This window comes from Flavobacterium limicola, assembly GCF_003634755.1.
Classification (GTDB): domain Bacteria; phylum Bacteroidota; class Bacteroidia; order Flavobacteriales; family Flavobacteriaceae; genus Flavobacterium; species Flavobacterium limicola.
On sequence record NZ_RBXA01000001.1, the window covers coordinates 846590 to 870776 of the forward strand.

Sequence of the window (24187 nt, forward strand, 5' to 3'; positions counted from 1 at the left end):
AAAATTTAAAAGATTAAAAGCATGTTTGTATCTCACAAAATTAATTAAAAAAAGAAGGACTAATTCATAAAATAATTACAATTTTGGGGCAAAATTATTTTTATGGAATCGAAGCAGTTGAAGTGGGTGTACTTGATGGTTCTTGCCTTAGTTTGGGGGAGTTCATTTATACTAATAAAAAAAGGATTAATTGGATTAACAGCTTTACAGTTGGGATCGTTGCGAATTATTTTTGCAGCTGTTTTTTTAATATTGATAGGGTTTAAAAGTTTGTCCAAAATTCCAGCATATAAATGGAAATATGTTGCCTTGACTTCTCTATTTGGGACATTTATTCCCGCTTATTTGTTTGCGATTGCCCAAACCGAAATTGATAGTTCCGTTAGTTCTATTTTGAATTCTCTGACTCCTTTGAATACATTGATTTTAGGAGCTTTGGTTTTTGGATTGCAATTCAAAAGAAATCAGATTTTTGGGATTCTAATTGGTTTGATAGGAAGCGCTTTGTTGATTTTGAATGGTGCAATCCATCATCCGGAACAAAATTATTATTATGCTATTTTGGTTTTGATAGCTTCAATATGTTATGCAGTCAATGTCAATTTAATCAAAAAATATTTGCACGATTTGAGTCCGCTAAGTATTACGACTGGGAATTTTATGGTGTTATTTTTTCCGGCATTCATCATCTTGTTTTGCTCCGGTTTCTTTGAAGTGGTGCATGATGTAAAAGTGCAGGAATCGGTTTTATTTATAATGGTTCTTGGGGTTGTAGGAACCGGAATTGCGAATATTCTATTTTTTAAATTGATCCAAATGTCTTCACCTGTTTTTGCTACTTCGGTAACTTATTTGATTCCTGTAGTTGCTTTTTGCTGGGGATTATTAGACAATGAAATGCTTACGCCGGTTCAGTTTTTTGGTGCTTTCATTATTTTAATAGGTGTTTATTTATCGGCTAAGAAATAGTTTAGATAATAGTATTAAACAACGAAGGCTGCCTAAAAAGACAGCCTTCGATTATTTATTCAAGATTTGATTATTGAAAATCAGCATCTGAAACACCTTCATTGATTTTTACATCAGACATTTTTATGTCTAATTCAAAACCTACATTTTGGATGATGTTAAAAGGAACCTTAACTCCTTTTACTTCTTTGTAATCTCCGTAATTAGTAGTTTGCGTTACGCTTTTTCCACCTTGTTCCATGACCTTTGAATCAGCTAATTTTAAACCGGAAACTACATCATAGTATAAAGTAGTTTTTCCGTTTTTAACAGCGTAAGCGTCTTTTCCATTAATGGACTCAATACTTTCTAAAGTTAATCCTTGTTTTTTAGAAAGAGACAATTCTTCAAATGGTGTTGCAGCTGCTCTCATGTCTGTTAGCATCGTTCCTTCGATGTTCTGACGTTGCCCTTGCTGCATTACATAAGCTTCTTTTTCATTTACAACTTGTTTCATCAGGCTCATAGTTCCCATGGCTAATTCAACCATAAGTTTTCCTTTGGCGTCAATTTTAGAAGTAAAATTTAATGGAGAAGGCGCTTGTGGAATTGTTGTAGTTCCGGTCATTGCGATTGTTTTTACTGCTAATGCTGCTTTTTCGCCACCAATAGCTTTGATGTAATTGTCGATAACGTTTTTGGCAGTAACTCCCGCTGGAACCGATTTTTTGAATTCAGGTTTAGCAGTTGGATTTCCGTACTTATCAAAGTATGATACCGGGAATTTCAATTTTTCTAAACTAGGAGCTACATCAGCTGCTTTTCCTACAATTACGATTCGGCTGTTGTCTGCCAAGAAGTATTTATTGGCTACTCTCAAAATGTCATCTGCAGTTACAGCACTGATATTTTTGATGTAGTTTTCATAGAAATCTGCCGGTAAGCTTTGTGTTTGAATTCTCAAAGCATATCCAGCTACCGTTTGAGGTTTTTCAATTTGCATTACAAAACGTCCAATATAACCTGCTTTTACACTGGCTAACATTTCGTCAGTTACTTTCTCTGTTCTGATTTTTTTGAATTCTTTAAAAATCTCAACAACCGTACTATCTGTTACGGCATTACGAACTTGTGTAGAAGCATTGAAAGTAGAAACGCGTTTGTCTCCGTAAATGCTAGTTCTAGCGCCATACGTCCATCCGTGTGCTTCACGCAAGTTCATATTAATATAACTGTTAAAGTCACCTCCAAGGATTTGATTAGCAACCAAAACTGCGAAGTAATCAGGATCAGTCATTTTAAGGTTCGAAATATTTACAACCGCAACTTCTGATTGAACAGCATTTGGCATGTCAATAAAGTTGATTTGTGAATACTGAACGTCTTTTGGGTCATTATAAGTTATCGATGGAGCGGTTGCCTTTTTCCATGAACCAAAGAATTTCTCTACCATTTTTTTTGTTTCGTTGAATTTTACATCACCAACAATAATTAGGTATGCATTACTTGGAACAAAATAAGTATTGTAGTTGGCTTTTACATCGGCAAGAGTTACATTTTTCAATGTAGCTTCACTTACATATTCACCGGCAGGATGGTTTTTTCCATAAGTCAAAACATCCACAACTCTAGCTGCAACTGCTGAAACGCTTTTCTCATTCGATTTTAATCCTTCAATAAGTTTTGTTTTTTCTTTATCAAATTCCTCCTGAGTGAAGTTTGGGTTCAATGCACCGTCAGCCATTAATTCTAAAACTCTTCCAGAATATTTAGATAATGCACTTGCTGAAGCTCCATTAGAACTAAAATTGATGTTAGCTCCCAGAAAATCAACCTCTTCATTGAAAGCTGTTTTCGAAATTTTAGTGGTGCCGCTTCCAATTAAAGTACTGGTCATGTCAGCAACTCCTTTTTTGTCGCCTTCAGTATACGGATCATTGTCTAAAGTAAGACTGAATGAAACTCTTGGTAATTTATGGTTTTCAACCACCATAACTTTTAAACCATTTTTTAATTCAAAGGTTATCGGTTTTCCAATTTTTATTGTTGGAGCTACTCCGGGCTTTGGCTGAGGGATGATTTGTCCTTGCATGATTACTGTTAAGAACAAGCTTGATAAAATTAATATTGATTTTTTCATAATTAGATATCTTAGTTTTGAGCTTTGTCTTTAGATGGAACGTAATCCAAAACTAATCTTTGGTTTGGATTTAAATATTTCTTGGCAATATCTCTGATTTCCTCACGAGTGATAGAATGGTAGATTTCGATTTCAGTGTTGATTAAGTTTACATCACCGTATAACAAATGATAGGAAGCCAAGTTGTCAGCAATACCATCAATAGTTGAGTTGCTGTTTACATATTGGTTTTCGAATTTGTTTTGTAATTTTTGTAAATCTTTTTCAGAAATCAATTCTGTTTGTAGTTTTACGATTTCCAAGTCAATTTCGGCAAGAATATTCTCAGCAGTGTTTGGAGCTTGTGGCAAACCGTAAATGATATAACTTCCATAATCTTCTTGACTATTGCTAAATGCACCAATTTGTAAGGCCATTTTCTTGTCATCAACTATTTTCTTGTATAATCTTGAGCTTTTTCCGTCGCTTAAAATAGAAGAAATCATGTCCAATACTCTTGCGTCTCTAGTTTTCATAGATGGCGTTCTGTACGCTGCTACAATTGCAGGGATTTGGATATTAGCATCTTCAAATTTAGCTTTTATGGTTTGAGTAATTGGTTCTTCAACAAATGTCTCTCTTTGGATAGCAGCTCCTTTTTTGATAGGTCCAAAATATTTTTGGATCCATTCTTTAGCTTGTTCATTTTTGAAATCACCGGCAACAATCAAAACAGCATTATTCGGAATGTAAAATTTCTTGTTGAAAGCTTGGAACTCTTCTAATGTAGCAGCGTCTAAATGGCTCATTGAACCAATAGTTGCCCAACGATACGGGTGTTTTGTGAAAATATTCTTTTTCACTTCCGCTAAAAAGTTTCCATAAGGCTGATTGTCAACACGAAGTCTTTTTTCTTCCTTTACCACTTCGTTTTGAGTATCAACACCAATTTGGTTAATTACTGGGTGTAACATTCTTTCTGCTTCCATCCATAAACCTAATTCTAAGTTGTTAGAAGGGAAAACTTCATAATAATAGGTTCTATCGTCAGTAGTGTTGGCATTATTTACACCACCGTTTCCAGTTACAATCTTAAACCACTCACCTCGTTTGATATTTTCGGTTCCTTCAAACAATAAATGTTCAAAAAAGTGAGCAAAACCAGTTCTCTCTGGATTTTCGTCCTTGGCACCCACATGGTACATCACAGATGTAATAACGGTAGGAGCAGATGGGTCGTTGTGCAAAATCACATGCAAGCCATTGTCTAATTTGTATTCCTCAAAAGCTACTTTCTGCGCAGAAGCGACTCCTCCTAGCATAAACAAAGCACCTAAAGCCATTAATGAATTTTTCATAAGGTTAATAATTTTGTTAATATGTACTGTTAGTAGTCCTTTTATATTTTTGTTACATCAAAACTACTTCGGTGTGGGAAATTTAACACTAGTTCATCATGTTCTTTCGTAAAGTTGGTTCAAAAGCCTAACAAATAAGGAATTCTGGCGTAAAAAATATTTTTTTTCTTCAACAAATTGCGAGTTAAATATTTAATTGTATATTTGCAACCTTAAAAATTATTAAAACAATTCAGTATGTATGCAATCGTAGAGATAGCAGGGCAACAATTCAAAGTAAGCAAAGACTTAAAGGTTTATGTTAACCGTTTGACTAATGAAGAGGGTTCAAAAGTTTCTTTTGACAAAGTTCTTTTATTAGATGATAACGGAACTATCACTTTAGGCGCCCCAGCTATAGAAGGTGCTTCAGTAGAAGCTAAAGTGTTACAACACTTAAAAGGAGATAAAGTTATCGTTTTCAAAAAGAAAAGAAGAAAAGGATACAAAAAGAGAAACGGTCACAGACAATATCTTACTCAAATTGTAATTGAAGGTATTACTGGTGTTGGTGCTAAAAAAGCGGCTCCTAAAAAAGCAGCAGCTGAAGCAACTACAGAAGAAGTTGAAGCTCCAAAGAAAAAGGTAGCTAAAGCTAAAAAAGAAGACACAAAAGAATAATAACAAAATAAAACTAATACGTCATGGCTCACAAGAAAGGTGTCGGTAGTTCTAAGAATGGTAGAGAATCAGAATCAAAACGTTTAGGTGTTAAGATTTTTGGTGGTCAAGCTGCTATTGCTGGGAACATCATCGTAAGACAAAGAGGTTCAAAACATAATCCAGGTGCAAATGTTTACATTAGTAAAGATCACACACTACACGCAAGAGTAGATGGAGTCGTTTTCTTCCAAAAGAAAAGAGATAACAAATCTTATGTTTCTATACTTCCATTCGAAGTTGAAGCATAATTGATTTTCTCAATTATTAAAAAACCCGTTTCGATTTTTATCGAGACGGGTTTTTTGTTTTAATTTGAAATCTGATTGAATAGTATTTTGGTGACAAATAAATAAAACCATTTCGAATAGATTTACATTAAAGTCCTATACAAAATGTAGGTATTAAGTACGAAATAAAAAAATGCTGGTAAAGATATTAATAAAGAATCTTTCATCTTGATGCGAACTCCAGTGCCAAGAAGCATCAACAAAGCCAGCCCTCCTGAGGCCAGAAGTAAGATAGTGTTGTTCTGAATGCCAATGCCAATAAACAAACCAATAGCTCCCGCCAATTCTAAAACAGCTGTTAATGGACCAAATTTTTCAAGTCCAAATCGCTTAAATTCATTTTTCATGTTCGTTGATACAAAATAAGCTATTCCGTAAATAAGAAAAGAAGTTGCTGAAAATAAAATAAGTATATCTAGGTAACTCATATTTTGATTATTTGGAAACGTATAGTGCCACAAAAAGAGATATTGCCAAAAGTAGTAAAGAAGGAAGGTGTTTGATCCATGGATTTTTTACTTTGAAATGAAAAAACTGTGCCGAAGCCATTAAAAAAGCCATTAAAAGAGCAGGGATAAAAACGAGTTCTGGATACCATATTCCAGTTACTAATAATGTTGCTAACACTATTTTTGAAGCGCCTACCATATTTCGTGTCAAATCAGAAAGTCCGTATTGTTTAAATTCTTTTACAATGTTATCAAATCTAAAAATCCAAACATAACCTACAGACAGTGCTATTGCAAGTTGGGCGATAGTGGTGTAAGTATTCATAATTTTATTTTTAAGGTTTTTGCAAGCTTTATATAGAGTTCTTCAAATAAAAAAATTCTTTTAAATTTTTAAGTAATCAAAGATACCATAAACTTAAATTAGAACTGGGTTGTGGTTTATGTTTCTTAGGAAATAATGTTTGTTCATTAATAGTTAGCTTCAGATCTAGCTGAGGTTACTAGAATTTACGTTTAGCATAAGGTAGACTTTCCCTATGAAAGTTTGTTTGTCATTGAGATGTGCACAGCGTTAATGTTAATAATATCGCATCTCAGTGTCTTTTTTGAATTATGGTAGTTAATATTAGTTTGTTGCTACTGTATTATTACTTTTTGGTTTAGAATATTTTACTTCAATTAACACAAAAGCGCTTTTATAATGCAATTTTTTAAAGAATAAAAACAAAAAACCCTCGCATCACTGCAAGGGTTTTAAATTTAAAATAATAAATCGCTAATCAGCAATCTAAAATCTAGTATCTGTAATATTCTGGTTTGAATGGACCTTCAACTGGAACACCAATATAATCCGCTTGATCAGTACGCAAAGTCTCTAATTCAACACCTAATTTAGCTAAGTGTAGCATTGCTACTTTCTCATCTAAGTGTTTTGGTAACATATACACGTCATTGTTGTATGCCGCGCTGTTTTTCCACAATTCGATTTGAGCTAAAGTTTGGTTTGTAAATGAGTTACTCATTACAAAACTTGGGTGACCTGTAGCACAACCAAGATTTACTAAACGACCTTCTGCCAAAACGATAATATCATTTCCAGCAATTGTATATTTGTCAACTTGTGGTTTGATCTCTACTTTTGATGCACCGTGGTTTGTATTCAACCAAGCCATATCAATTTCGTTATCAAAATGCCCGATGTTACAAACGATAGTTTTGTCTTTCATTTTTTCGAAATGAGAACCCAAAACGATATCTTTATTTCCAGTAGTCGTAATGATAATATCAGCAGTAGCAATAACCGTATCTAATTTTTTTACTTCAAAACCGTCCATTGCAGCTTGAAGCGCACAAATTGGGTCAATTTCCGTAACTGTAACAATAGAACCAGCACCCCTAAAAGAAGCTGCAGTTCCTTTACCTACGTCACCGTAACCACAAACGATTACTCTTTTTGCAGCAAGCATAATATCAGTTGCACGACGAACCGCATCAACTGCTGATTCTTTACAACCGTATTTGTTGTCAAATTTCGATTTAGTAACCGAGTCATTAACATTTATAGCTGGCATTGGTAATGTTCCAGCTTTAACTCTTTCGTACAATCTGTGAACACCAGTGGTAGTTTCTTCAGATAATCCTTTGATTCCAGCAACTAATTCTGGGTAACGGTCAATAACCATATTAGTCAAATCTCCACCGTCATCAAGAATCATGTTCAATGGTTTTCTGTCTTCACCAAAGAATAAAGTTTGCTCAATACACCAGTCAAAATCTTCTTCGTTCAAACCTTTCCAAGCATAAACTTGAATTCCTGCAGCAGCAATTGCAGCAGCAGCTTGATCTTGAGTAGAGAAAATGTTACAAGAAGACCAAGTAACTTCAGCCCCAAGAGCAATTAAAGTTTCAATCAAAACCGCAGTTTGGATTGTCATGTGCAAACATCCTGCAATACGAGCACCAGCAAGTGGTTGTTCATTTTTATATTCCGCACGAAGCGCCATTAAACCTGGCATTTCAGCTTCAGCTAGTTCAATTTCTTTTCTTCCCCAAGCCGCTAGAGAAATGTCTTTAACTTTGAAAGCCACAAAAGGCATAGTTGTAGTACTCATTTATAGTATATTTGTAATTGTAAAATTTTTGCAAATTTACGGAATAACTTTAGATTTTAACTATTTTCTAAAAGATTTATGAATTGTTTAATTCGCTAATCTTTTGAACATTAACTAAATAATTTCTTGAAGGTGAACTTGTTTCAGTATCAGGAGCCATTTCCCGTTATTCGCTATATCTTTTTACACGCAAAAAAGCGTGAAAAAAGGATGCCGCTACTACCGGGGCTAAAAAACGAAACCAGAATAAGATGCCGCTTTTCAAAACCATAAAATTCAATTCTACAACAAAAATCCTCGTTTGGAAAGTAACCGAATCCTATTCGGAATTATTAGAACAAGTGATTTTAAACGACAGCAATCGCATCCGACTAGAAGGAATGAAATCCGAAATGCATCAGCGCGCATTCCTCAGTGTTCGCATGTTATTACAGGAAACGGGTCACACGGATTTAGATTTGTATTACGATGAATTCGGCAAGCCACATCTTCAAGGAGAAAAGTACATTTCGATAACGCATTCCCATAATTTTTCGGCAATTATTATAAGTGATGAAACCGTAGGAATCGATATCGAATTGCAAAGAGATAAAATCACTCGAATTGCAGATAAATTCTGTGATTTTGAATTTCAATTCTTGGATCGGGATAGTGAAGAATACATCAAGAAATTAACGGTTATTTGGGGTGGTAAAGAAGCTATTTTCAAAATTAGAAACGAAAAAGGAATTAGTTTCAAAAACCATATAAGAGTCTGTGATTTTGATTTAGAAAGTAAACAGACCATCGCTGAACTTCATTTTGATAATTTAGTAAAAGATTTCAAAATTCATTTTGAAGAAATAGAAGAGTTTACTTTAGTTTATGCCTTTGAAAATTAAAACAAACTGCAATTTGCGCTAGAACTTATGGAGAACCTATACAGTCAAATAATACAAGCCAAAAGGAATAACCAAAAATTATTAGCTATTCTTCTTGATCCAGATAAAATTGATTTGAACACTGTAGCAATACTAATTTCAAAAATAGATCAATCGCCGGCAACGCATATTTTCATCGGCGGAAGCTATGTTACAACAAATATTCTAGATGAATTAATTGTAAAAATCAAGCAAAACTGTGATTTACCTATTGTTCTTTTTCCCGGAAATCCATCCCAGATTTCAGACAAAGCTGATGCTATTTTGTTTTTGTCATTAATCTCTGGTCGCAATCCGGATTATTTAATTGAACATCAGGTAAAAGCAGCTCCCATATTAAAGAAAACCAAACTAGAAGTCATTTCAACAGGATACATTTTAATTGAAAGCGGAACTGAGACCGCTGTAGAGAGAGTGAGTAAGACCAAACCTTTAAATAGAAATAATCTTGATTTAGCATTGGCTACGGCACAAGCAGGCGAAATGTTAGGCAATAAATTGATTTATCTGGAAGCGGGAAGTGGGGCAAAACAAGCCGTTCCGTTAGAAATGATTGAATTAGTGGCTCAAAATATTGAAGTTCCGTTACTTGTTGGTGGCGGAATTGTAGATTTGCAAGGAATTCAAAACGCTTATGATTCCGGAGCCGATTTAGTAATTATAGGAACCGCTTTTGAAAACGATAATAATTTTTTTAACGCATAATTAAATGATTGATTATTTTTTTTCGCAGTACAGCGAATACCCAACATTAGATATTATATTGGAAATTGTTGCTGTCATCTTTGGATTATTAAGCGTTTGGTACGCTAAAAAAGACAATATTTTAGTTTTTCCAACCGGATTAATAAGTACCTCCATATTTGTGTATTTGCTTTGGAAATGGACTTTATGGGGCGATATGATGATCAACGGTTATTATTTTGTGATGAGTATTTATGGCTGGTACCATTGGACTCGGAAAAAAGGAGATACGGAAGAATTCCCAATTTCAAAAATTTCGAGTTCTGAAAAAAGAATTGCGATAATTCTTTTTATATTTACCGTCGCCTTTGTGGTTTCGGTATATCATTATTTCGGAAAATTCACCACTTGGTATGCATATGTAGATACATTTATTACAGGAATTTTCTTTGTAGGAATGTGGCTCATGGCCAAAAGAAAAGTAGAGAATTGGATATTTTGGATTATTGGAGATGTAATTTCCATTCCGTTGTATTTTGCAAAAGGCTATACTTTTACCAGTTTTCAATATATAGTATTTACAGTAGTTGCCATTTTTGGCTATTTAGAATGGAAGAAAATCTCAGACAGCTCTCAAGCGGAGTTACAAAAATAATAAAAATAGCTTTATTTGGTCCCGAAAGCACTGGCAAAACTACTTTGGCAAGACAGCTTGCGGAATATTATAAAACGGAATGGGTTCCGGAGTTTGCACGCGATTATCTTCAGGAAAAGTGGAATTCAAGTCAGCAAATATGCACAATTGATGACATGCTGCCCATTGCTTGTGGTCAAACTAAATTAGAAAATGAGCGAACGCTGACTGCCAATAAATATCTTTTTTGCGATACTAATTTAATGGTAACCAAGGTTTTTTCTGAGGTGTATTATAACTATTGTGACCCTTTGTTGCATGAAGCGGCTTGCGAACATGAATATGATTTGTTTTTTCTGACCGATATTGATGTGCCTTGGGAAAGGGATGATTTGAGAGACAAAGCGGAGGGAAGAGAATCTGTTTTTGCGGTTTTTAAGCAATCTTTAATCGATAATCATAAACCATTTATAACACTTTCCGGAGACAAGGACTTGCGACTTAAGAAGGCAGTTGCTATCATTGATGATTTAACGTTAGCCAAAGAATTAGGATTTTCATCGGCTGATTTTTTGTATATTCAGGAATATGGAATCCCAATTACAACTATTCAAAAGCAATTGAGTTTTTTTAAAGAAGGAATACCAAAAGCGGATTTAGTCAGTCCGGCAACGTTGTCAAATGGTATTTTAAAATTATCTGAAAAAGATTTTCAAGAGAAAGCCAGTTTTTTTGATTCGAATAAATCAGGTCTCAAATTAAATAAATTTGTTCCTGCTTCTGGAGCAGCCAGCAGAATGTTTAAGTTTTTGACTGAATTTATCAATGAATTTGATATTGAAAACGAATCGATAAACGCCTACATTAATCGAAAAAAAGCAACTAAGCTTTCTATTTTTATAGTAGGAATGGAAAAATTTCCTTTTTTTGAAGCAGTTGACAAGCAACTAAGAGCTGAATTTACTGATTTTGATACTTTGGACCGAAGTTTGAAAAATTATTATTTCATAAAATTTCTGCTGTCAGCGGATCATTTTGATTTTGCTAATCAACCTAAAGGGATTCTTCCTTTTCATAAATATAAAACCCATATTGCAACTCCAGTCGAAGAACATTTGCGAGAATGTGCGCATTATTCGAGTTCTAATAATAGTTCCCATTTGCATTTTACAGTTTCAGAATCGCATCAAAAACTTTTTGAAAGTATCATTGACACTATTAAACCTAAAATTGAAAATGAGTCAGGTGTAACAATAAACCTTAGTTATTCCTATCAAAATAAAAGTACAGATACTCTTGCGGTTACTATGAAAAATAAGCCGTTCCGGGATGAAAATGGGCAATTGGTTTTCAGACCCGGAGGACACGGTGCTTTGATTGAGAATTTGAATAATTTGGATGCTGATATTGTGTTTATCAAAAATATTGATAATGTAATTCAAAACAATTTAGAGAAAATTTCTTTATATAAAAAAGGATTGGCTGGAATTTTATTGGCAATTCAGCAACAGGTTTTTAGCTATTTAAATACTTTGGATACTGGATCAATTGAAGCAGACTTGATAAATGAAATTATTCTTTTTTTGAAGGAAAAGTTAAATATTACAATGAAGGAAACTTTTCATAGGGACAGTTTGGAAAATAAAATCACGGAAGTAAAAGCTATTTTAAACAGACCAATACGTATTTGTGGGATGGTAAAAAATGAAGGCGAGCCAGGTGGAGGGCCATATTGGGTACGGAACAATCAAGGGGCAATTTCATTACAAATCGTAGAAAGTTCTCAAGTTAATTTGTCAAATGAGGATCAAAAGATAATTCTGAATGCTGCCACCCATTTCAATCCGGTTGATTTAGTTTGTGGCATTAAAAATTATAAAAAAGAGAAATTTGATCTGACTCAGTTTGTGGATAATAATAGTGGTTTTATTGTAGAGAAAAATGTAGCAGGTAAAAGTATCAAAGGATATGAGTTGCCAGGTTTATGGAACGGAGCAATGGCAAACTGGTTGACTGTGTTTGTTCAGGTGCCGTTAATTACTTTTAATCCGGTAAAAACTGTGAATGATTTGTTGAAACCGTCTCATCAATCTTAAAATAAATATTCATGGAAATTGATAAAATCATATCTGAATTAAGTTTTAAAGCCGTCCGTAGCAGTGGAGCCGGTGGTCAGAACGTAAATAAAGTTTCCTCGAAAGTGGTATTGAGTTTTGATTTGAAAAATTCTCAGGCTTTAACAGAAGAAGAGAAACTTTTGGTTGAAACTAAATTATCTTCCAGATTGACTACTGATGCCATTTTAATTTTGAATTGTGATGAAGACCGAAGTCAATTTAGAAATAAAGAAATTGTAATTAAACGATTTTTGGAACTGATAAAAAATGCATTGCTTGTTCCAAAGGAAAGAAAGCCCACCAGAATTCCTAAATCTGTCATTAGAAAGCGAATAAAGGATAAAAAAAATGTTTCTGAGGTCAAGAAAAACAGGAGAAGACCAAATTTAGAATAGGTTTTTTAATTTTATTTTCTAAAGTTTTAAATTACAAATAAAAAAACTACTTTTGCGCTGTCTCAAAGGGGTGCTCTAAATAACGAGCTGAGATTATACCCAAAGAACCTGGACAAGTAATGTTGTCAAGGGAAAAAATGACAAACAAATAGCGTGCACACTACTTTATTTGTCATAGGAAACAATCATTTTTTAATTTAACAAAAGAATAATTCCCCCTTTTATTCGTAATCTTATTTACGGATGAATACTTTTATTACAGTTACAAAGTCTCAAAATCTCAAAATCTCAAAGTCCAAGAATCTGACATATTATATGTCTTCTGTCTTTTTTCTTGCATCTTTTATCTCTTTTTCTCAAGTCAAAGACACGACGAAAGTAAACCAACTTGATGAAGTTTTGGTTTCTGCAGTACGTGTTACCACAAAAACGCCAGTAAGTTTCAGTAATTTAGACAAAAAGGAAATCAAATTCCGAAACTTAGGACAGGATATTCCTATTCTGATGAATTATTTACCGTCAGTTGTCACGACTTCTGATGCCGGAAATGGTGTGGGTTACACCGGAATTCGGGTTCGTGGTAGCGATGCAACGAGAGTGAACGTTACCATCAACGGAATTCCGTATAATGATTCCGAAAGTCATGGAACGTTCTGGGTGAATATGCCAGATTTTGCGTCTTCAGTGGAGAGTTTGCAATTACAACGCGGTGTAGGAACTTCTACTAATGGAGCAGGTGCTTTTGGTGCCAGTTTAAATATGTTAACTGATAATTTTGCCAAAGAAAGCTCGGGTGAAATTTCCAACTCTTTGGGGAGTTTTAATACCAGGAAACACACCGTAAAATTCAGTACGGGTTTAATGAACAATCATTTTGAAATTGCGGGACGTTTATCGGCCATCAAGTCTGATGGGTTTGTAGATCGTGGAGCATCTGATTTGAAATCGTATTTTCTTCAGGGAACGTATGTGGGCAAAACTACTTTGATAAAAGGATTGGTTTTTGGTGGTACCGAAAAAACGTACCAGTCTTGGAACGGAATAGATGGTGAAACCTTAAAAAATGATCGAACGTTTAATTCAGCAGGTGCTTTCACGGACGAACAAGGAAATGCTCGTTTTTATGACAATGAAACCGATAATTACCAGCAAGATCACTCACAATTGCTTTGGAACGAAAAAATATCAGAAAACTGGAGTATAAATTTTGCGTTGCATTACACAAAAGGAAAAGGGTTTTATGAAAATTATAAAGAAGATGCTGATTTTGCAGATTATGGATTACAGCCTATTGGCACTATTACAACAACGGATTTAGTGCGACAAAAATGGTTAGAGAATGATTTCTATGGAACTACATTTTCTGCTAATTATAAAGATGAAAAACTGGATGTGATTTTTGGTGGCGGTTGGAATAAGTATGAAGGCGACCATTTTGGAAAAGTCATTTGGGCACGAAATGCTTCTCAGAGTGAGTTAGAAGATCGCTATTATGATGACTATGCCAATAAAACGGATGGAAATATTTTTGCGAAAGCCAATTACCAAATCACGGAGCAATTAAGTTTATTTGGAGATTTGCAATATAGATCAGTGAATTACAAAGCAAACGGTGTCCAGCCAACAGTTGTGGATGATACTTTTAATTTCTTTAACCCTAAAACAGGATTAACCTATACGATCAATTCTGGAAATTCCGTTTATTTATCGTATGCCAGAGCCAATCGCGAACCCAATAGGAGTGATTATGAAGGCGGAAACGTAAAGCCGGAAAAGTTGAATGACTTTGAATTGGGTTGGCGATATGTTGCGGAGAAAGTACAATTCAATTCGAATGTGTATTATATGGCCTATAAAGATCAATTGATTTTAACGGGAGGTTTAGATGATGTTGGTGCACCAATACGTTCCAATAGCGAAAAAAGTTATCGTTTAGGACTGGAAGTTGATGCTACAATAGCGTTGACAGATCAATTGATTATTCGTCCTAATTTTACGTTGAGTGCTAATAAAAATACTGATTTAGCGGTAGAAGGTCAGAATTATGGGACTACAGATATTGCGTATTCACCATCAATTATTGCGGGAAATATTTTGGTTTATACACCTATTGAAAATCTTCATATTTCATGGTTGCAAAAATTTGTAGGAGAACAATACATGAATAACATCGAATTGCCTGCCGCTAAGTTGGCGGATTACTTTGTCAACGATTTAAATGTTGCCTACACTTTTAAGCCAAAAACTATCTTCAAAGAAATTGTGTTGACGGGTTTAGTGAATAATTTTTTAGATAAGAAATATGTTTCTAACGGATACATGTATGATGTATATCCGTATTATTATCCACAAGCGGGAATTAATTTTCTTGCTGGTTTGACACTAAAGTTTTAGAATCTTGTTTAGTTATAATGAGAAAAATCCTGATGGTTTACCTGTCAGGATTTTTTGGTTTAATTATAAACCCGTAGCGACGTTCCATTTACCTGAACCCGATATTGCTTCATAGGATATTGTAAAGTACCCTGTCCGGTAAACAAACTATATTCTTTGTTGTCACAGCCGCAAACGGCATTTATTCCATTTATGGTCATGGTAGAGCAGGAACTTATAGCTTGATTGGGACAAGCAGCATCAAAAGCATTGTAGCCGCTACCAGTATTAAAAACAATAATGCCCCGTGCGCCAATTCCAGGAACATAAACAGCATTACTAACGAATTTAAGATTAGAGTATTCAGGCAAGTTCATATTGATATCTACTGTGAAACTGTAATTAGGGACAAATGGATTTGTATTGTTGAAATCAGAATCACTACATGAAAAAAGTAAAGGAATAATGACGGAAAGCAGCAGGTATTTTTTCATTTTAAAATAGTGTCAAAGTATTAGTGAAACAAATTTAATTTATTTAACTTTGAATTATATATGATTAACATATATTTATAGACGAAAAAAAAATAATAGTATCTTTGTGGAAAGAAATCCCGTCCTGATGGGATTTTTTCTATTTATATAAATGAGGAATTTATGAGCACAGTATCGTATTACACAGCAGAAGGATTAAAAAAATTAAGAGAAGAATTGGATTATTTAAAGAGCGTAATGCGTCCAAAAGCATCTGCAGATATAGCCGAAGCAAGAGATAAAGGCGACCTTTCTGAGAATGCTGAATACGATGCTGCTAAAGAAGCACAAGGAATGCTTGAAATGCGTATTGCAAAACTGGAAGAAGTACATTCTAATGCCAGATTAATAGACGAAACACATCTTGATGTTTCTAAAGTATTGGTTTTATCCAATGTGAAAATCAAAAACCAAACCAATGGAATGGAAATGAAATACACGTTGGTAGCTGAAAGTGAAGCCGATTTGAAAACTGGAAAAATCTCAGTAACCTCACCTATCGGGAAAGGTTTATTAGGGAAATCAGTGGGTGAATTTGCTGAAATTACAGTTCCGAATGGTGTTTTGAAATTCGAAATTTTGGAAATTTCACGCGACTAACTAGTTAAAGGTTTAAACGATTAATTGATTCAAGATGTCAAGTATTTTTACCAAAATTATAAATGGAGAAATTCCGTGCTACAAAATTGCTGAAGATGAAAATTTCTTGGCTTTTTTGGATGTGAATCCAAATGCAAAAGGACACACACTTTGTATTCCAAAACAAGAAATCAATAAGATTTTTGAGATGGAAGATGATTTGTATCTAGGGTTAATGCAGTTTTCTAAAAAAATTGCGGTGGCTTTAGAGAAAACAGTTCCGTGCAAACGTATTGGGATGGCAGTTGTAGGACTTGAAGTTCCTCATGCGCACGTTCATTTGATTCCGTTGAATGAAATGGATGAAATGCGTTTTCAAAATAAAGTAACGTTATCCAAAGACGAATTTGAAGCATTGGCGGCAAGTATAAAAACCAATTTATAGTATTTTTTAAAATAGAATAATTTGGTATGGTTTTCGTTTAAAAGGGAATAGGTTTAAACCTGTTCCCTTTTCTACTTTATGAAGCCTATATTATATATTATGAAAAACATTTCTTTTTTGTTTTTTTTCTTTTTCTCCATGCTTAGTTTTGGGCAAGCAAATACCGGATATGTTGGGGTTGATGCTAAAATGGGCGCAATTCCTGCAAATGTAACTACTTCTACACAAGCAATTGCAAACTACATCAACGCTAATTTCAAAACAGAAACAGATAAAATCAGGGCGGTTTTTTATTGGACGGCATCAAATATCACTTACGATATTCCAGGAATGAATGCCGTAAATTTTAATGAAACAGTTCAGCAGAAAATTGCAAAGACGTTGAAGACTAAAAAAGGCGTCTGTATTCATTATGCTTCCGTTTTTAATGATCTCTCTCAAAAAATTGGAATTCAATCCTACATCATTGAAGGATATACCAAGCAAAACGGCAAAGTAAGTAACTTGGCTCATGCTTGGGTCGCTGCAAAAGTTGACAGGAAGTGGTATGTATTTGACCCAACTTGGGGTTCTGGTTATGTTAATAATGGTAAATTTTACAAAAGATTAGATAATGCTTATTTCAAAACTGAGCCAACTAAAATAATAACTTCCCACATTCCATTTGATTATTTATGGCAATTTTCTAATTATCCTATTACCAATAATGAGTTTTATGAAGGTAAAACCCAAATCAATAAAACTAAGAAATACTTTGATTTCGAGAAAGAAATTGCAAATCATAATAATTTGTCTGAAGCGAATCAATTGTTCGCTTCAGCACAACGAATAGAAAAAAATGGATTGATTAATAACATGATTATAGAACGTTATGAAGGAAAAAAGAAAAAATTGACCTATTTGCGACACAATACTAACATACAGCAATTAAATTCTATTGTAAATGAAATGAATGAGGCTGTTGTGTTGTTGAATGATTTTATCCATTATAGAAACAATAAGTTCAGCCCTATTTTTTCAGATGATGAAATTTATCGCATGATTGAAATGCCAAGAGAAAAACTGGCCAAATGTCAAAATGATCTTTACAAAGTTGGTTTTGTTGGGAATGAAAATGCAACTAATTTGGCTTCGATAAAAAAATCTATCAGCAGAGCTTTAGCGCAAGCTGAAGAGCATTACTCATTTGTACAAGACTATTTGAACACCTCTAAAACGGTCAGAAAAACGATGTTTTTCAAAGGGTATCGTTTAGGAGCTCGTTAAGCTAGATTACTTTTTTTTAAACTCACTTGCATCGTTGTACCTTTGCCAATTTCGGAATTCAAGACTTTGATAGTTCCTTTATGGTATTCCTCAACGATTCTTTTAGTCAATGAAAGTCCCAAGCCCCAACCTCTTTTTTTGGTAGTAAAGCCAGGTTCGAAAATACTTTTGAATTGTTTTTTCTGAATTCCACCACCGGTATCTGAAACGTTTATTTTTACATAATCGCCTTCTTGCTCAATTTCCAGTGCTAATTTTCCTTTGCCTTTCATCGCATCGATTGCGTTTTTTACCAAATTCTCAATGGTCCAACTGTGAAGTGTAGGATTCAGAGATACCATAATTGGGGATTTTGGTGCTTTGAACGAAAACTCAATTTGTTTAGAAAATCGGGATTGCAAATAATCGTAGGACTGAAGAGTTTCTGAGACAATATCTTTGTTTTCTAATTTGGGTTCCGATCCTATTTTAGAAAAACGATCGGTAATGGTTTGCAAACGCTCAATGTCTTTTTCAATTTCGAGAGTCGTGCTCTCATCCACATTTTCAGATTTCAATAGTTCCACCCAGCCAATCAAGGAAGAAAGCGGAGTTCCTATTTGGTGTGCAGTTTCTTTGGCCATTCCGGCCCAAAGTTTGTTTTGCGTTGCCATTTTGGTACTTCGGTAAAAATTGTAAACTAAAGCCCCAAAAAGCACAATAATTAGCACTAAAGCAACGGGATAATATTTTAATTTATTCAGTAAAGCCGAGTTTCCATAATAGAGTTTTTGAAATTTTCCTGGGACATATTCAATGACAATGGGCTCATTTTCACTTTTTAAATCATGCAAAAAAGCGACTGCCTTTTTATTGTTTTTTACAATAACCTCGTCAATATTTACGGTGTTTATGATGCTGTCATTTTCTGTAAGTATAATAGGAATCGAAGTATTATCACTGAAAATTTGTAGAGGAAGTTCAACATCCGTGTTTTCACCGGCGTTAATAAGTGTTTTTTGCGCTTGCGCCCAAAGATTCATTTTTAATCGTTCTTCATTTTTGAAGATTTGAAAAAAAGTGTAGGTGTTCCAGAGAATCAGTGAAATTATTAAAAAAGAGGCGAAAATTATGATCCAACGGGTTGTATTTCTTCTTTCAGAAAACTGCATAAATTAAATTTTGAATTATAAATATAACGAAATAAATGGCGTACTATTTTAGTTTTTGATAAAGAATTTTAATCAAAAAAATGATCGCTTTATTTTATTCTAGTGTTATGCGTAGCTATTTTTTTCCTTTTTCCGAAATTCTTTGTCAAGTAGATAAATAGAACTTATTGCTATGGTTATTGCTACAGTTAATATTACAATTAGGTTTGTCGTTCCTCCATATAATTCAGTAAATGAGTACTCGCTTATTGATTTAGTTAAATTCACATTTCTTGAATTAAAATAACTGACAAGTAAGGCTAGGAAATTATTAGTCATGTGTATTATAATGGGCAGAGTTATTTTGTTTGTTTTAAAATAAACCCAACCTGATAAAATTCCACCAATAGAAGCTCCTATAAACTGCCAAGGATTCAAATGAACTAGACCAAAAAGTAAACTTGAAATAATTATTGCCTTTAGTGGAGAGTAGCTTTTTAAAAGTCCATTTAGAATAAATCCTCTAAATATCAATTCTTCAAGAATAGGAGCAGCAATAACTATGGTAATAAATGAATACACACCCGTCGTACTTCCATCGTCGAGAAATATCTTTTGTATAAAGTCTGGCATTGGGATTTGGCTAATAATAGGGAATGTTATTCCTATTTGAATTGCAATTGTCGCAAAGCAAAGCAGTAAAGCAATCTTTATTGAACTAATTCCAAAATCATAATTACTTGTCTCTTGTCTATTTATCCTTATACGATGAATAATAACAAAAGTAATCCCCATTGTCAGAACATAATAAATTAAGAATGTGAGTTCTTTTCCTAAAGTTGTTTCAAATATCATTTTTATAGGGATGAATAAAATTGAAAATAATATTATTGTTCCTACCACTCTCCAACTTTCTCGAATATTGGGATAACTTTCTTCATTACTTATTTTTGCCATTTCTTGTTGTTTTATTTTTTTTATTCTGTATCTAACGATCGTGCATATTCTTTATGGAAAACTCCGTTCCAAAATCTCAAATAAAATTTCGAAACGATGCCCATTAAATTAGTGTGTCTAAATATAAAGAAATAAATGTTTTAGTATTTAGTTTTAATCGAAGAATTTTCTTTCAAAGAAATCACATTCTAATTTTATTCTAAATCTTTTGTCTTACTTCTTAAAACTTAATCCATTTGTCTACTTTTGTATCTCAGCAAAAACTAAAAAATATGATTACGATTGATCCTAAATGTATTGAAACGGCTAAATTACAAGGGTATTTACAAAGTTCTGTTGGGCCAAGACCCATTGCTTTTGCCAGTACCATGGATGCGGAAGGGAATCCTAATGTATCGCCTTTTAGTTTCTTTAATGTGTTCAGTGCAAATCCTCCAATTTTGATATTTTCACCGGCGAGACGCGTTCGTGACAATTCAATAAAACATACGTTAATCAATGCCGAAGCTACTAGGGAAGTCGTAATTAATGTCGTAAATTACGATATGGTACAACAGATTTCTCTGGCAAGTACGGAGTATGCTGATGGCGTGGATGAGTTTTTAAAATCAGGCTTGACGCCAATTGCTTCAGAAGTGGTAAAACCGTTTCGAGTGAAAGAATCGCCTGTTCAATTTGAATGCAAAGTGACTCAGATTATTCCACTGGGAACAGAAGGAGGAGCAGGAAATTTAGTGCTTTGCGAAGTTTTGCGAATACATATTGACGAATCTGTTTTAGATGAAAATGGAGCGATTGATCAATATAAAATGGACTTAGTTTCCAGATTAGGTGGCAATTGGTATTCGAGGTCAAACCAAGGGCTTTTTGAAGTGCCAAAACCGTTATCAACCTTAGGAATCGGAGTGGATGCAATTCCGAATTTTATAAAAGAAAGTCCAATTTTTGATGGAAATGATTTAGGAATGTTAGGGAATGTAGAAGCCTTGCCTACAACCGAAGAAGTTAGTATATTTGTACAGCAAAATTTTGCAGTAAAAGGAGTTTTAAGTTCCGATGATGCTGATAAAGTGCATCTTGAGGCCAAAAAATATTTGAATGCCAATGATGTTTCTTCCGCGTGGAAAGTGCTTTTGGCAGAGAAAAAAAGATAGAACAAAACAATTAAAATAGAGAAGATGGAAGTTACAGGAAAAATTAAAATGATCGATCAAACTAAAGAAGTTGGATCTGGAGGTTTCAAAAAAAGAGATGTAGTTGTTACAACTGATGAGCAGTATCCACAACATATTCTAGTTCAGTTTGTTCAAGATAAATGTGACTTATTGAACAGTTTTCAAGTAGGTGAGCCAGTTAAAATTGATATTAATCTTAGAGGTAGAGAATGGACAAATCCTCAAGGGGAAACAGTTTATTTCAATACTATTCAAGGATGGAGAATTGGAAAATTACAAGGCGAAGCTCCTTCTGCTGCGCAAATGCCACCTATGCCTGCTGCTGAAGCTTTTGCACCAGCAACAAACTTAAATGAAGAAGAAGCAGATGATTTGCCATTCTAAGACATAAAAAAGTTAAAAATTAGAAGTCAGAAGTTTGAGTTTTACTTGAATTTCTGACTTTTTTATTTTTTTGAAATTGCCGTTGATTTTTGAAATTGAAAAATGTATTATTTATCTCCAGAATTATTTTTTCCTCCTGTTGACCAAGCCAATCGCGATGGAATTTTAGCCGTTGGCGGTGATTTATCTCCGGAACGCTTACTACTTGCTTACAAAAGTGGTATTTTTCCTTGGTTTGAAAATGGTGAACCCATTATGTGGTGGTCACCAAACCCAAGAATGGTTTTGTTTCTGGATGAGTTGGTAGTTTCCAAAAGTATGCGTAATATCCTAAATCGGAATAGTTTTAAGGTTAATTTCAATCAGAATTTTAGAGACGTAATTTTTAATTGTCAAAACATAGAACGTGATGGTCAAAACGGAACTTGGATTACGAATGATATGATTGAAGCCTATTGTAAACTTCATGAATTAGGAATCGCTAAATCAGTTGAGGTTTGGCAAGATGAGGTTTTGGTTGGTGGTTTATATGGAATTGATTTAGGTCATGTTTTTTGTGGTGAAAGCATGTTTTCAAAAGTTTCGAATGCTTCCAAGGTGGCTTTTATAGCTTTGGTGAACCAATTAAAGGCAACCAATTATAAATTGCTGGATTGTCAGGTTTATAATCCGCACCTTGAAAGTTTGGGTTGCAGGGAAATTGACAGAATCGATTTTATGGAAATATTGAAAAGCAAATAACACTTAAAATCTTAATTTTTTAAAACTCCAATCTAGTGTGTTAAAAAGAATTAATTCATTTTGCAATGTTGGTAAATCCATAATTAGTTTCAAAGTTTCATGCGCCATCATTGTGCCAATTATCCCAGAGAGCGTGCCCAAAACGCCATTCAAATTACAATTGGGAATATCTTTTGGACTGGGTGGTTCAGGGAATACGTCACGAAGATTTTTACTTCCATTATGATTGAAAACCGCCATTTGCCCTTCAAATTTTAAGATACTGCCATAGACTACAGGTTTCACTAACATCACACAAGTATCATTTACTAAATAACGAGTAGCAAAATTATCGCTCCCATCAACAACTACATCAAAATTCAGGATGATTTGCGCCGCATTCTCAATAGTTAATTTTTCTTCAAAAGCAATAATATCAATCAATGTATTTAAAGTTTCCAAAACAGATTTTGCAATAATTGCTTTTGATTGACCAACGTGCTCTTCAGTATATAGGATTTGACGGTGTAGGTTGTGTAATTCTATTGTGTCAAAATCTACAATTCCTATGGTTCCAATTCCGGCCGTTGCTATATATTGCAAGATAGGACACCCTAATCCGCCAGCACCAATCACTAAAACTTTGGCATTCTTGAGTTTTTCCTGTCCGGAATCTCCTATTTCCGGTAACATCATTTGTCGGTTGTAGCGTAAAAAATCCTGTATAATACTCATCTTGCTGTAATATAAAATGTTAATCTATTTTTGTGTAGCTCCTGTCCCAATCTTTCCAAACGGGTTCATATCCTTTACTGGAAATGACTTGTGCAATCTCAGAAGCCGATCGTTCGTCACTGATTTCGAATTGTTCCAAGGATTGCGAATCAACGACATAGCCGCCAGGATTAGTTTTAGAACCGGCACTCATACTGGTAATGGCTATTGGGATAATATTGTCCCGGAATTTTTCATTTTCACGCGTCGACAGGGAGATTTCTAAATCTTCATTCCACAAGCGGTAGGCACAAATGAGTTGGGTTAAATCGGTGTCATCCATGATAAAGTTGGGGTCAATCACTCCTTCTGCCGGACGTAATCTGGGGAAAGAAACCGCATATTTAGTTTGCCAGTATGTTTTTTGTAAATAATCTAAATGTAATGCATTGAAAAAACTGTCTGTACGCCAATCTTCCAATCCTAATAAAACACCCAACCCAATTTTATGAATACCGGCAGTTCCCACTCGATCCGGTGTTTCTAAGCGAAAGTCAAAATTTGATTTTTTCCCTTTTGTATGATACTGTTTGTAAACATCACGATGATACGTTTCTTGGTATACTAAAATCGAATAGATTCCAGCGTTATGCAATTGCTCGTATTCTTCTGTTGACAAAGGTTGCACTTCGGCTGAAATAGTAGAAAAGTTATTTTTTATTTGAGCAATTGTCTTTAGAAAATAATGAATGTTTACGGTATGGTTTGCTTCGCCCGTTACTAACAAAACATGATCAAATCTCGCTTTTTTTAAGACCTCAATTTCCAATGTAATTTCATTTTCGGTAAGTGTTTTTCGCTTGATTTTGTTGTCTAAACTAAAACCACAATACGTACAAATGTTTTGGCATTCGTTGCTTAAATACAAAGGAGCATACATTTGAATCGTTTTGCCAAATCTTTTTTGGGTTAGTTCATGTGCTTGTTGCGCCATTTGTTCTAAATAGGGTTGCGCAGCGGGTGAAATGAAGACCAAAAAATCATCTAAATTTCGTTTGTTTTTAGCCAATGCCCGTTCTACATCTTTTGGTGTAGTTTGGTATATTTTGGATTGAATGGTATCCCAATCGTAATTATCAAAAACCGATTTAAATGTGTTCATCGTTTAAGTTGGTTATTTAGGA

At 34.1% G+C, this 24187-nt stretch carries 25 protein-coding genes; 15 read left to right on the forward strand and 10 right to left on the reverse strand.

Going from position 1 to position 24187, the window contains the following annotated elements:
• The first annotated feature begins 102 nt into the window (after positions 1 to 102).
• Positions 103 to 969, forward strand: a complete 867-nt coding sequence (locus BC952_RS03750) for a DMT family transporter (protein WP_121364301.1) — start codon at positions 103 to 105, stop codon at positions 967 to 969.
• A 70-nt stretch (positions 970 to 1039) separates the two neighbouring features.
• Here the strand turns inward: BC952_RS03750 and BC952_RS03755 are convergent, their stop codons facing one another.
• Together BC952_RS03755 and BC952_RS03760 are read right to left on the reverse strand one after the other, a co-directional pair.
• Positions 1040 to 3088, reverse strand: a complete 2049-nt coding sequence (locus tag BC952_RS03755; protein WP_244200088.1) for an insulinase family protein — start codon at positions 3086 to 3088, stop codon at positions 1040 to 1042.
• Positions 3089 to 3099: 11 nt separating this feature from the next.
• The gene (locus tag BC952_RS03760; protein WP_091165949.1) at positions 3100 to 4425 is read right to left on the reverse strand and encodes a M16 family metallopeptidase; all 1326 of its coding nucleotides are present in this window, start codon (positions 4423 to 4425) and stop codon (positions 3100 to 3102) included.
• A gap of 237 nt (positions 4426 to 4662) precedes the next feature.
• Between BC952_RS03760 and rplU the strand changes: the two genes are divergently transcribed.
• A complete protein-coding gene (rplU, locus tag BC952_RS03765) occupies positions 4663 to 5085 on the forward strand; it encodes a 50S ribosomal protein L21 (protein ID WP_121364303.1) in 423 nt (140 codons plus the stop codon).
• Positions 5086 to 5108: 23 nt separating this feature from the next.
• On the forward strand, positions 5109 to 5375 hold the full coding sequence (rpmA, locus tag BC952_RS03770) for a 50S ribosomal protein L27 (RefSeq protein ID WP_086453627.1): 267 nt from the start codon (positions 5109 to 5111) through the stop codon (positions 5373 to 5375).
• Positions 5376 to 5497: 122 nt separating this feature from the next.
• Here the strand turns inward: rpmA and BC952_RS03775 are convergent, their stop codons facing one another.
• The 3 genes from BC952_RS03775 to ahcY form a co-directional block, all read right to left on the reverse strand.
• Positions 5498 to 5842, reverse strand: a complete 345-nt coding sequence (locus tag BC952_RS03775; protein WP_035669641.1) for a DoxX family protein — start codon at positions 5840 to 5842, stop codon at positions 5498 to 5500.
• A gap of 7 nt (positions 5843 to 5849) precedes the next feature.
• Positions 5850 to 6188 (reverse strand): DoxX family protein, encoded by a 339-nt coding sequence (locus BC952_RS03780; RefSeq protein WP_121364304.1) that lies wholly within the window; start codon positions 6186 to 6188, stop codon positions 5850 to 5852.
• Positions 6189 to 6660: 472 nt separating this feature from the next.
• Positions 6661 to 7977, reverse strand: a complete 1317-nt coding sequence (gene ahcY / locus BC952_RS03785; protein WP_121364305.1) for an adenosylhomocysteinase — start codon at positions 7975 to 7977, stop codon at positions 6661 to 6663.
• A gap of 251 nt (positions 7978 to 8228) precedes the next feature.
• On the opposite strand from ahcY, the gene BC952_RS03790 reads away from it, so the two are divergent.
• The 6 genes from BC952_RS03790 (at position 8229) to BC952_RS03815 (ending at position 15121) form a co-directional block, all read left to right on the forward strand.
• Complete coding sequence (locus tag BC952_RS03790; RefSeq protein WP_121364306.1) at positions 8229 to 8858, forward strand: 4'-phosphopantetheinyl transferase family protein; 630 nt, start codon at positions 8229 to 8231, stop codon at positions 8856 to 8858.
• Positions 8859 to 8885: 27 nt separating this feature from the next.
• Positions 8886 to 9602 (forward strand): phosphoglycerol geranylgeranyltransferase, encoded by a 717-nt coding sequence (locus BC952_RS03795; RefSeq protein ID WP_121364307.1) that lies wholly within the window; start codon positions 8886 to 8888, stop codon positions 9600 to 9602.
• Positions 9603 to 9606: 4 nt separating this feature from the next.
• Positions 9607 to 10236 carry a nicotinamide riboside transporter PnuC gene (pnuC, locus tag BC952_RS03800; RefSeq protein WP_121364308.1) on the forward strand — a complete coding sequence of 210 codons (630 nt, stop codon included), beginning with the start codon at positions 9607 to 9609 and terminating at the stop codon, positions 10234 to 10236.
• A complete protein-coding gene (locus tag BC952_RS03805; RefSeq protein WP_121364309.1) occupies positions 10191 to 12311 on the forward strand; it encodes a DUF4301 family protein in 2121 nt (706 codons plus the stop codon). The genes pnuC and BC952_RS03805 overlap by 46 nt, the downstream gene beginning before the upstream one ends.
• An 11-nt stretch (positions 12312 to 12322) precedes the next feature.
• Complete coding sequence (gene arfB / locus BC952_RS03810; RefSeq protein WP_121364310.1) at positions 12323 to 12727, forward strand: alternative ribosome rescue aminoacyl-tRNA hydrolase ArfB; 405 nt, start codon at positions 12323 to 12325, stop codon at positions 12725 to 12727.
• Between the two features lie 243 nt (positions 12728 to 12970).
• Complete coding sequence (locus BC952_RS03815) at positions 12971 to 15121, forward strand: TonB-dependent receptor (protein ID WP_121364311.1); 2151 nt, start codon at positions 12971 to 12973, stop codon at positions 15119 to 15121.
• 59 nt (positions 15122 to 15180) lie between these two features.
• On the opposite strand, the gene BC952_RS03820 is transcribed toward BC952_RS03815, so the two are convergent.
• Positions 15181 to 15594: a Rieske (2Fe-2S) protein gene (locus BC952_RS03820; protein ID WP_121364312.1), complete on the reverse strand. Its 414-nt coding sequence runs from the start codon at positions 15592 to 15594 to the stop codon at positions 15181 to 15183.
• 162 nt (positions 15595 to 15756) lie between these two features.
• Between BC952_RS03820 and greA the strand changes: the two genes are divergently transcribed.
• The 3 genes from greA (at position 15757) to BC952_RS03835 (ending at position 17923) form a co-directional block, all read left to right on the forward strand.
• Positions 15757 to 16233 (forward strand): transcription elongation factor GreA, encoded by a 477-nt coding sequence (greA, locus tag BC952_RS03825; RefSeq protein ID WP_121364313.1) that lies wholly within the window; start codon positions 15757 to 15759, stop codon positions 16231 to 16233.
• Between the two features lie 34 nt (positions 16234 to 16267).
• Positions 16268 to 16657: an HIT family protein gene (locus tag BC952_RS03830; RefSeq protein WP_113634058.1), complete on the forward strand. Its 390-nt coding sequence runs from the start codon at positions 16268 to 16270 to the stop codon at positions 16655 to 16657.
• 99 nt (positions 16658 to 16756) lie between these two features.
• The gene (locus tag BC952_RS03835) at positions 16757 to 17923 is read left to right on the forward strand and encodes a transglutaminase domain-containing protein (RefSeq protein ID WP_167445678.1); all 1167 of its coding nucleotides are present in this window, start codon (positions 16757 to 16759) and stop codon (positions 17921 to 17923) included.
• On the opposite strand, the gene BC952_RS03840 is transcribed toward BC952_RS03835, so the two are convergent.
• Both BC952_RS03840 and BC952_RS03845 read right to left on the reverse strand, forming a co-directional pair.
• Positions 17920 to 19074: a sensor histidine kinase gene (locus tag BC952_RS03840; RefSeq protein ID WP_121364315.1), complete on the reverse strand. Its 1155-nt coding sequence runs from the start codon at positions 19072 to 19074 to the stop codon at positions 17920 to 17922. The genes BC952_RS03835 and BC952_RS03840 overlap by 4 nt on opposite strands.
• 105 nt (positions 19075 to 19179) lie before the next feature.
• The gene (locus tag BC952_RS03845) at positions 19180 to 20010 is read right to left on the reverse strand and encodes a CPBP family intramembrane glutamic endopeptidase (protein ID WP_121364316.1); all 831 of its coding nucleotides are present in this window, start codon (positions 20008 to 20010) and stop codon (positions 19180 to 19182) included.
• Positions 20011 to 20282: 272 nt separating this feature from the next.
• On the opposite strand from BC952_RS03845, the gene BC952_RS03850 reads away from it, so the two are divergent.
• The 3 genes from BC952_RS03850 to aat all read left to right on the forward strand — a co-directional run bounded on the left by BC952_RS03850 (position 20283) and on the right by aat (position 22310).
• Positions 20283 to 21164 carry a flavin reductase family protein gene (locus BC952_RS03850; RefSeq protein WP_121364317.1) on the forward strand — a complete coding sequence of 294 codons (882 nt, stop codon included), beginning with the start codon at positions 20283 to 20285 and terminating at the stop codon, positions 21162 to 21164.
• Positions 21165 to 21188: 24 nt separating this feature from the next.
• Positions 21189 to 21569, forward strand: a complete 381-nt coding sequence (locus BC952_RS03855; protein ID WP_113634053.1) for a DUF3127 domain-containing protein — start codon at positions 21189 to 21191, stop codon at positions 21567 to 21569.
• Between the two features lie 102 nt (positions 21570 to 21671).
• Positions 21672 to 22310 (forward strand): leucyl/phenylalanyl-tRNA--protein transferase, encoded by a 639-nt coding sequence (gene aat / locus BC952_RS03860; RefSeq protein WP_121364318.1) that lies wholly within the window; start codon positions 21672 to 21674, stop codon positions 22308 to 22310.
• Between the two features lie 3 nt (positions 22311 to 22313).
• Here aat and BC952_RS03865 read toward each other — a convergent pair whose 3' ends face one another.
• Positions 22314 to 23024 (reverse strand): HesA/MoeB/ThiF family protein, encoded by a 711-nt coding sequence (locus tag BC952_RS03865; protein ID WP_121364319.1) that lies wholly within the window; start codon positions 23022 to 23024, stop codon positions 22314 to 22316.
• A gap of 19 nt (positions 23025 to 23043) precedes the next feature.
• Positions 23044 to 24165 (reverse strand): 2-iminoacetate synthase ThiH, encoded by a 1122-nt coding sequence (gene thiH / locus BC952_RS03870; RefSeq protein WP_121364320.1) that lies wholly within the window; start codon positions 24163 to 24165, stop codon positions 23044 to 23046.
• Positions 24166 to 24187 lie beyond the last annotated feature (22 nt).

Bases quoted from the DNA above. Each gene is read 5' to 3' on its own strand.
- thiH (WP_121364320.1), bottom strand. From the start codon at position 24,165: ATGAACACATTTAAATCGGTTTTTGATAATTACGATTGGGATACCATT.
- BC952_RS03760 (WP_091165949.1), bottom strand. From the start codon at position 4,425: ATGAAAAATTCATTAATGGCTTTAGGTGCTTTGTTTATGCTAGGAGGA.
- ahcY (WP_121364305.1), bottom strand. From the start codon at position 7,977: ATGAGTACTACAACTATGCCTTTTGTGGCTTTCAAAGTTAAAGACATT.
- arfB (WP_121364310.1), top strand. From the start codon at position 12,323: ATGGAAATTGATAAAATCATATCTGAATTAAGTTTTAAAGCCGTCCGT.
- BC952_RS03815 (WP_121364311.1), top strand. From the start codon at position 12,971: ATGAATACTTTTATTACAGTTACAAAGTCTCAAAATCTCAAAATCTCA.
- BC952_RS03750 (WP_121364301.1), top strand. From the start codon at position 103: ATGGAATCGAAGCAGTTGAAGTGGGTGTACTTGATGGTTCTTGCCTTA.
- aat (WP_121364318.1), top strand. From the start codon at position 21,672: ATGTATTATTTATCTCCAGAATTATTTTTTCCTCCTGTTGACCAAGCC.
- BC952_RS03805 (WP_121364309.1), top strand. From the start codon at position 10,191: ATGGAAGAAAATCTCAGACAGCTCTCAAGCGGAGTTACAAAAATAATA.
- greA (WP_121364313.1), top strand. From the start codon at position 15,757: ATGAGCACAGTATCGTATTACACAGCAGAAGGATTAAAAAAATTAAGA.
- BC952_RS03780 (WP_121364304.1), bottom strand. From the start codon at position 6,188: ATGAATACTTACACCACTATCGCCCAACTTGCAATAGCACTGTCTGTA.
- BC952_RS03820 (WP_121364312.1), bottom strand. From the start codon at position 15,594: ATGAAAAAATACCTGCTGCTTTCCGTCATTATTCCTTTACTTTTTTCA.
- BC952_RS03850 (WP_121364317.1), top strand. From the start codon at position 20,283: ATGATTACGATTGATCCTAAATGTATTGAAACGGCTAAATTACAAGGG.
- BC952_RS03835 (WP_167445678.1), top strand. From the start codon at position 16,757: ATGAAAAACATTTCTTTTTTGTTTTTTTTCTTTTTCTCCATGCTTAGT.
- BC952_RS03755 (WP_244200088.1), bottom strand. From the start codon at position 3,088: ATGAAAAAATCAATATTAATTTTATCAAGCTTGTTCTTAACAGTAATC.
- BC952_RS03865 (WP_121364319.1), bottom strand. From the start codon at position 23,024: ATGAGTATTATACAGGATTTTTTACGCTACAACCGACAAATGATGTTA.
- BC952_RS03790 (WP_121364306.1), top strand. From the start codon at position 8,229: ATGCCGCTTTTCAAAACCATAAAATTCAATTCTACAACAAAAATCCTC.
- BC952_RS03795 (WP_121364307.1), top strand. From the start codon at position 8,886: ATGGAGAACCTATACAGTCAAATAATACAAGCCAAAAGGAATAACCAA.
- BC952_RS03775 (WP_035669641.1), bottom strand. From the start codon at position 5,842: ATGAGTTACCTAGATATACTTATTTTATTTTCAGCAACTTCTTTTCTT.
- BC952_RS03830 (WP_113634058.1), top strand. From the start codon at position 16,268: ATGTCAAGTATTTTTACCAAAATTATAAATGGAGAAATTCCGTGCTAC.
- pnuC (WP_121364308.1), top strand. From the start codon at position 9,607: ATGATTGATTATTTTTTTTCGCAGTACAGCGAATACCCAACATTAGAT.
- BC952_RS03840 (WP_121364315.1), bottom strand. From the start codon at position 19,074: ATGCAGTTTTCTGAAAGAAGAAATACAACCCGTTGGATCATAATTTTC.
- rplU (WP_121364303.1), top strand. From the start codon at position 4,663: ATGTATGCAATCGTAGAGATAGCAGGGCAACAATTCAAAGTAAGCAAA.
- BC952_RS03845 (WP_121364316.1), bottom strand. From the start codon at position 20,010: ATGGCAAAAATAAGTAATGAAGAAAGTTATCCCAATATTCGAGAAAGT.
- BC952_RS03855 (WP_113634053.1), top strand. From the start codon at position 21,189: ATGGAAGTTACAGGAAAAATTAAAATGATCGATCAAACTAAAGAAGTT.
- rpmA (WP_086453627.1), top strand. From the start codon at position 5,109: ATGGCTCACAAGAAAGGTGTCGGTAGTTCTAAGAATGGTAGAGAATCA.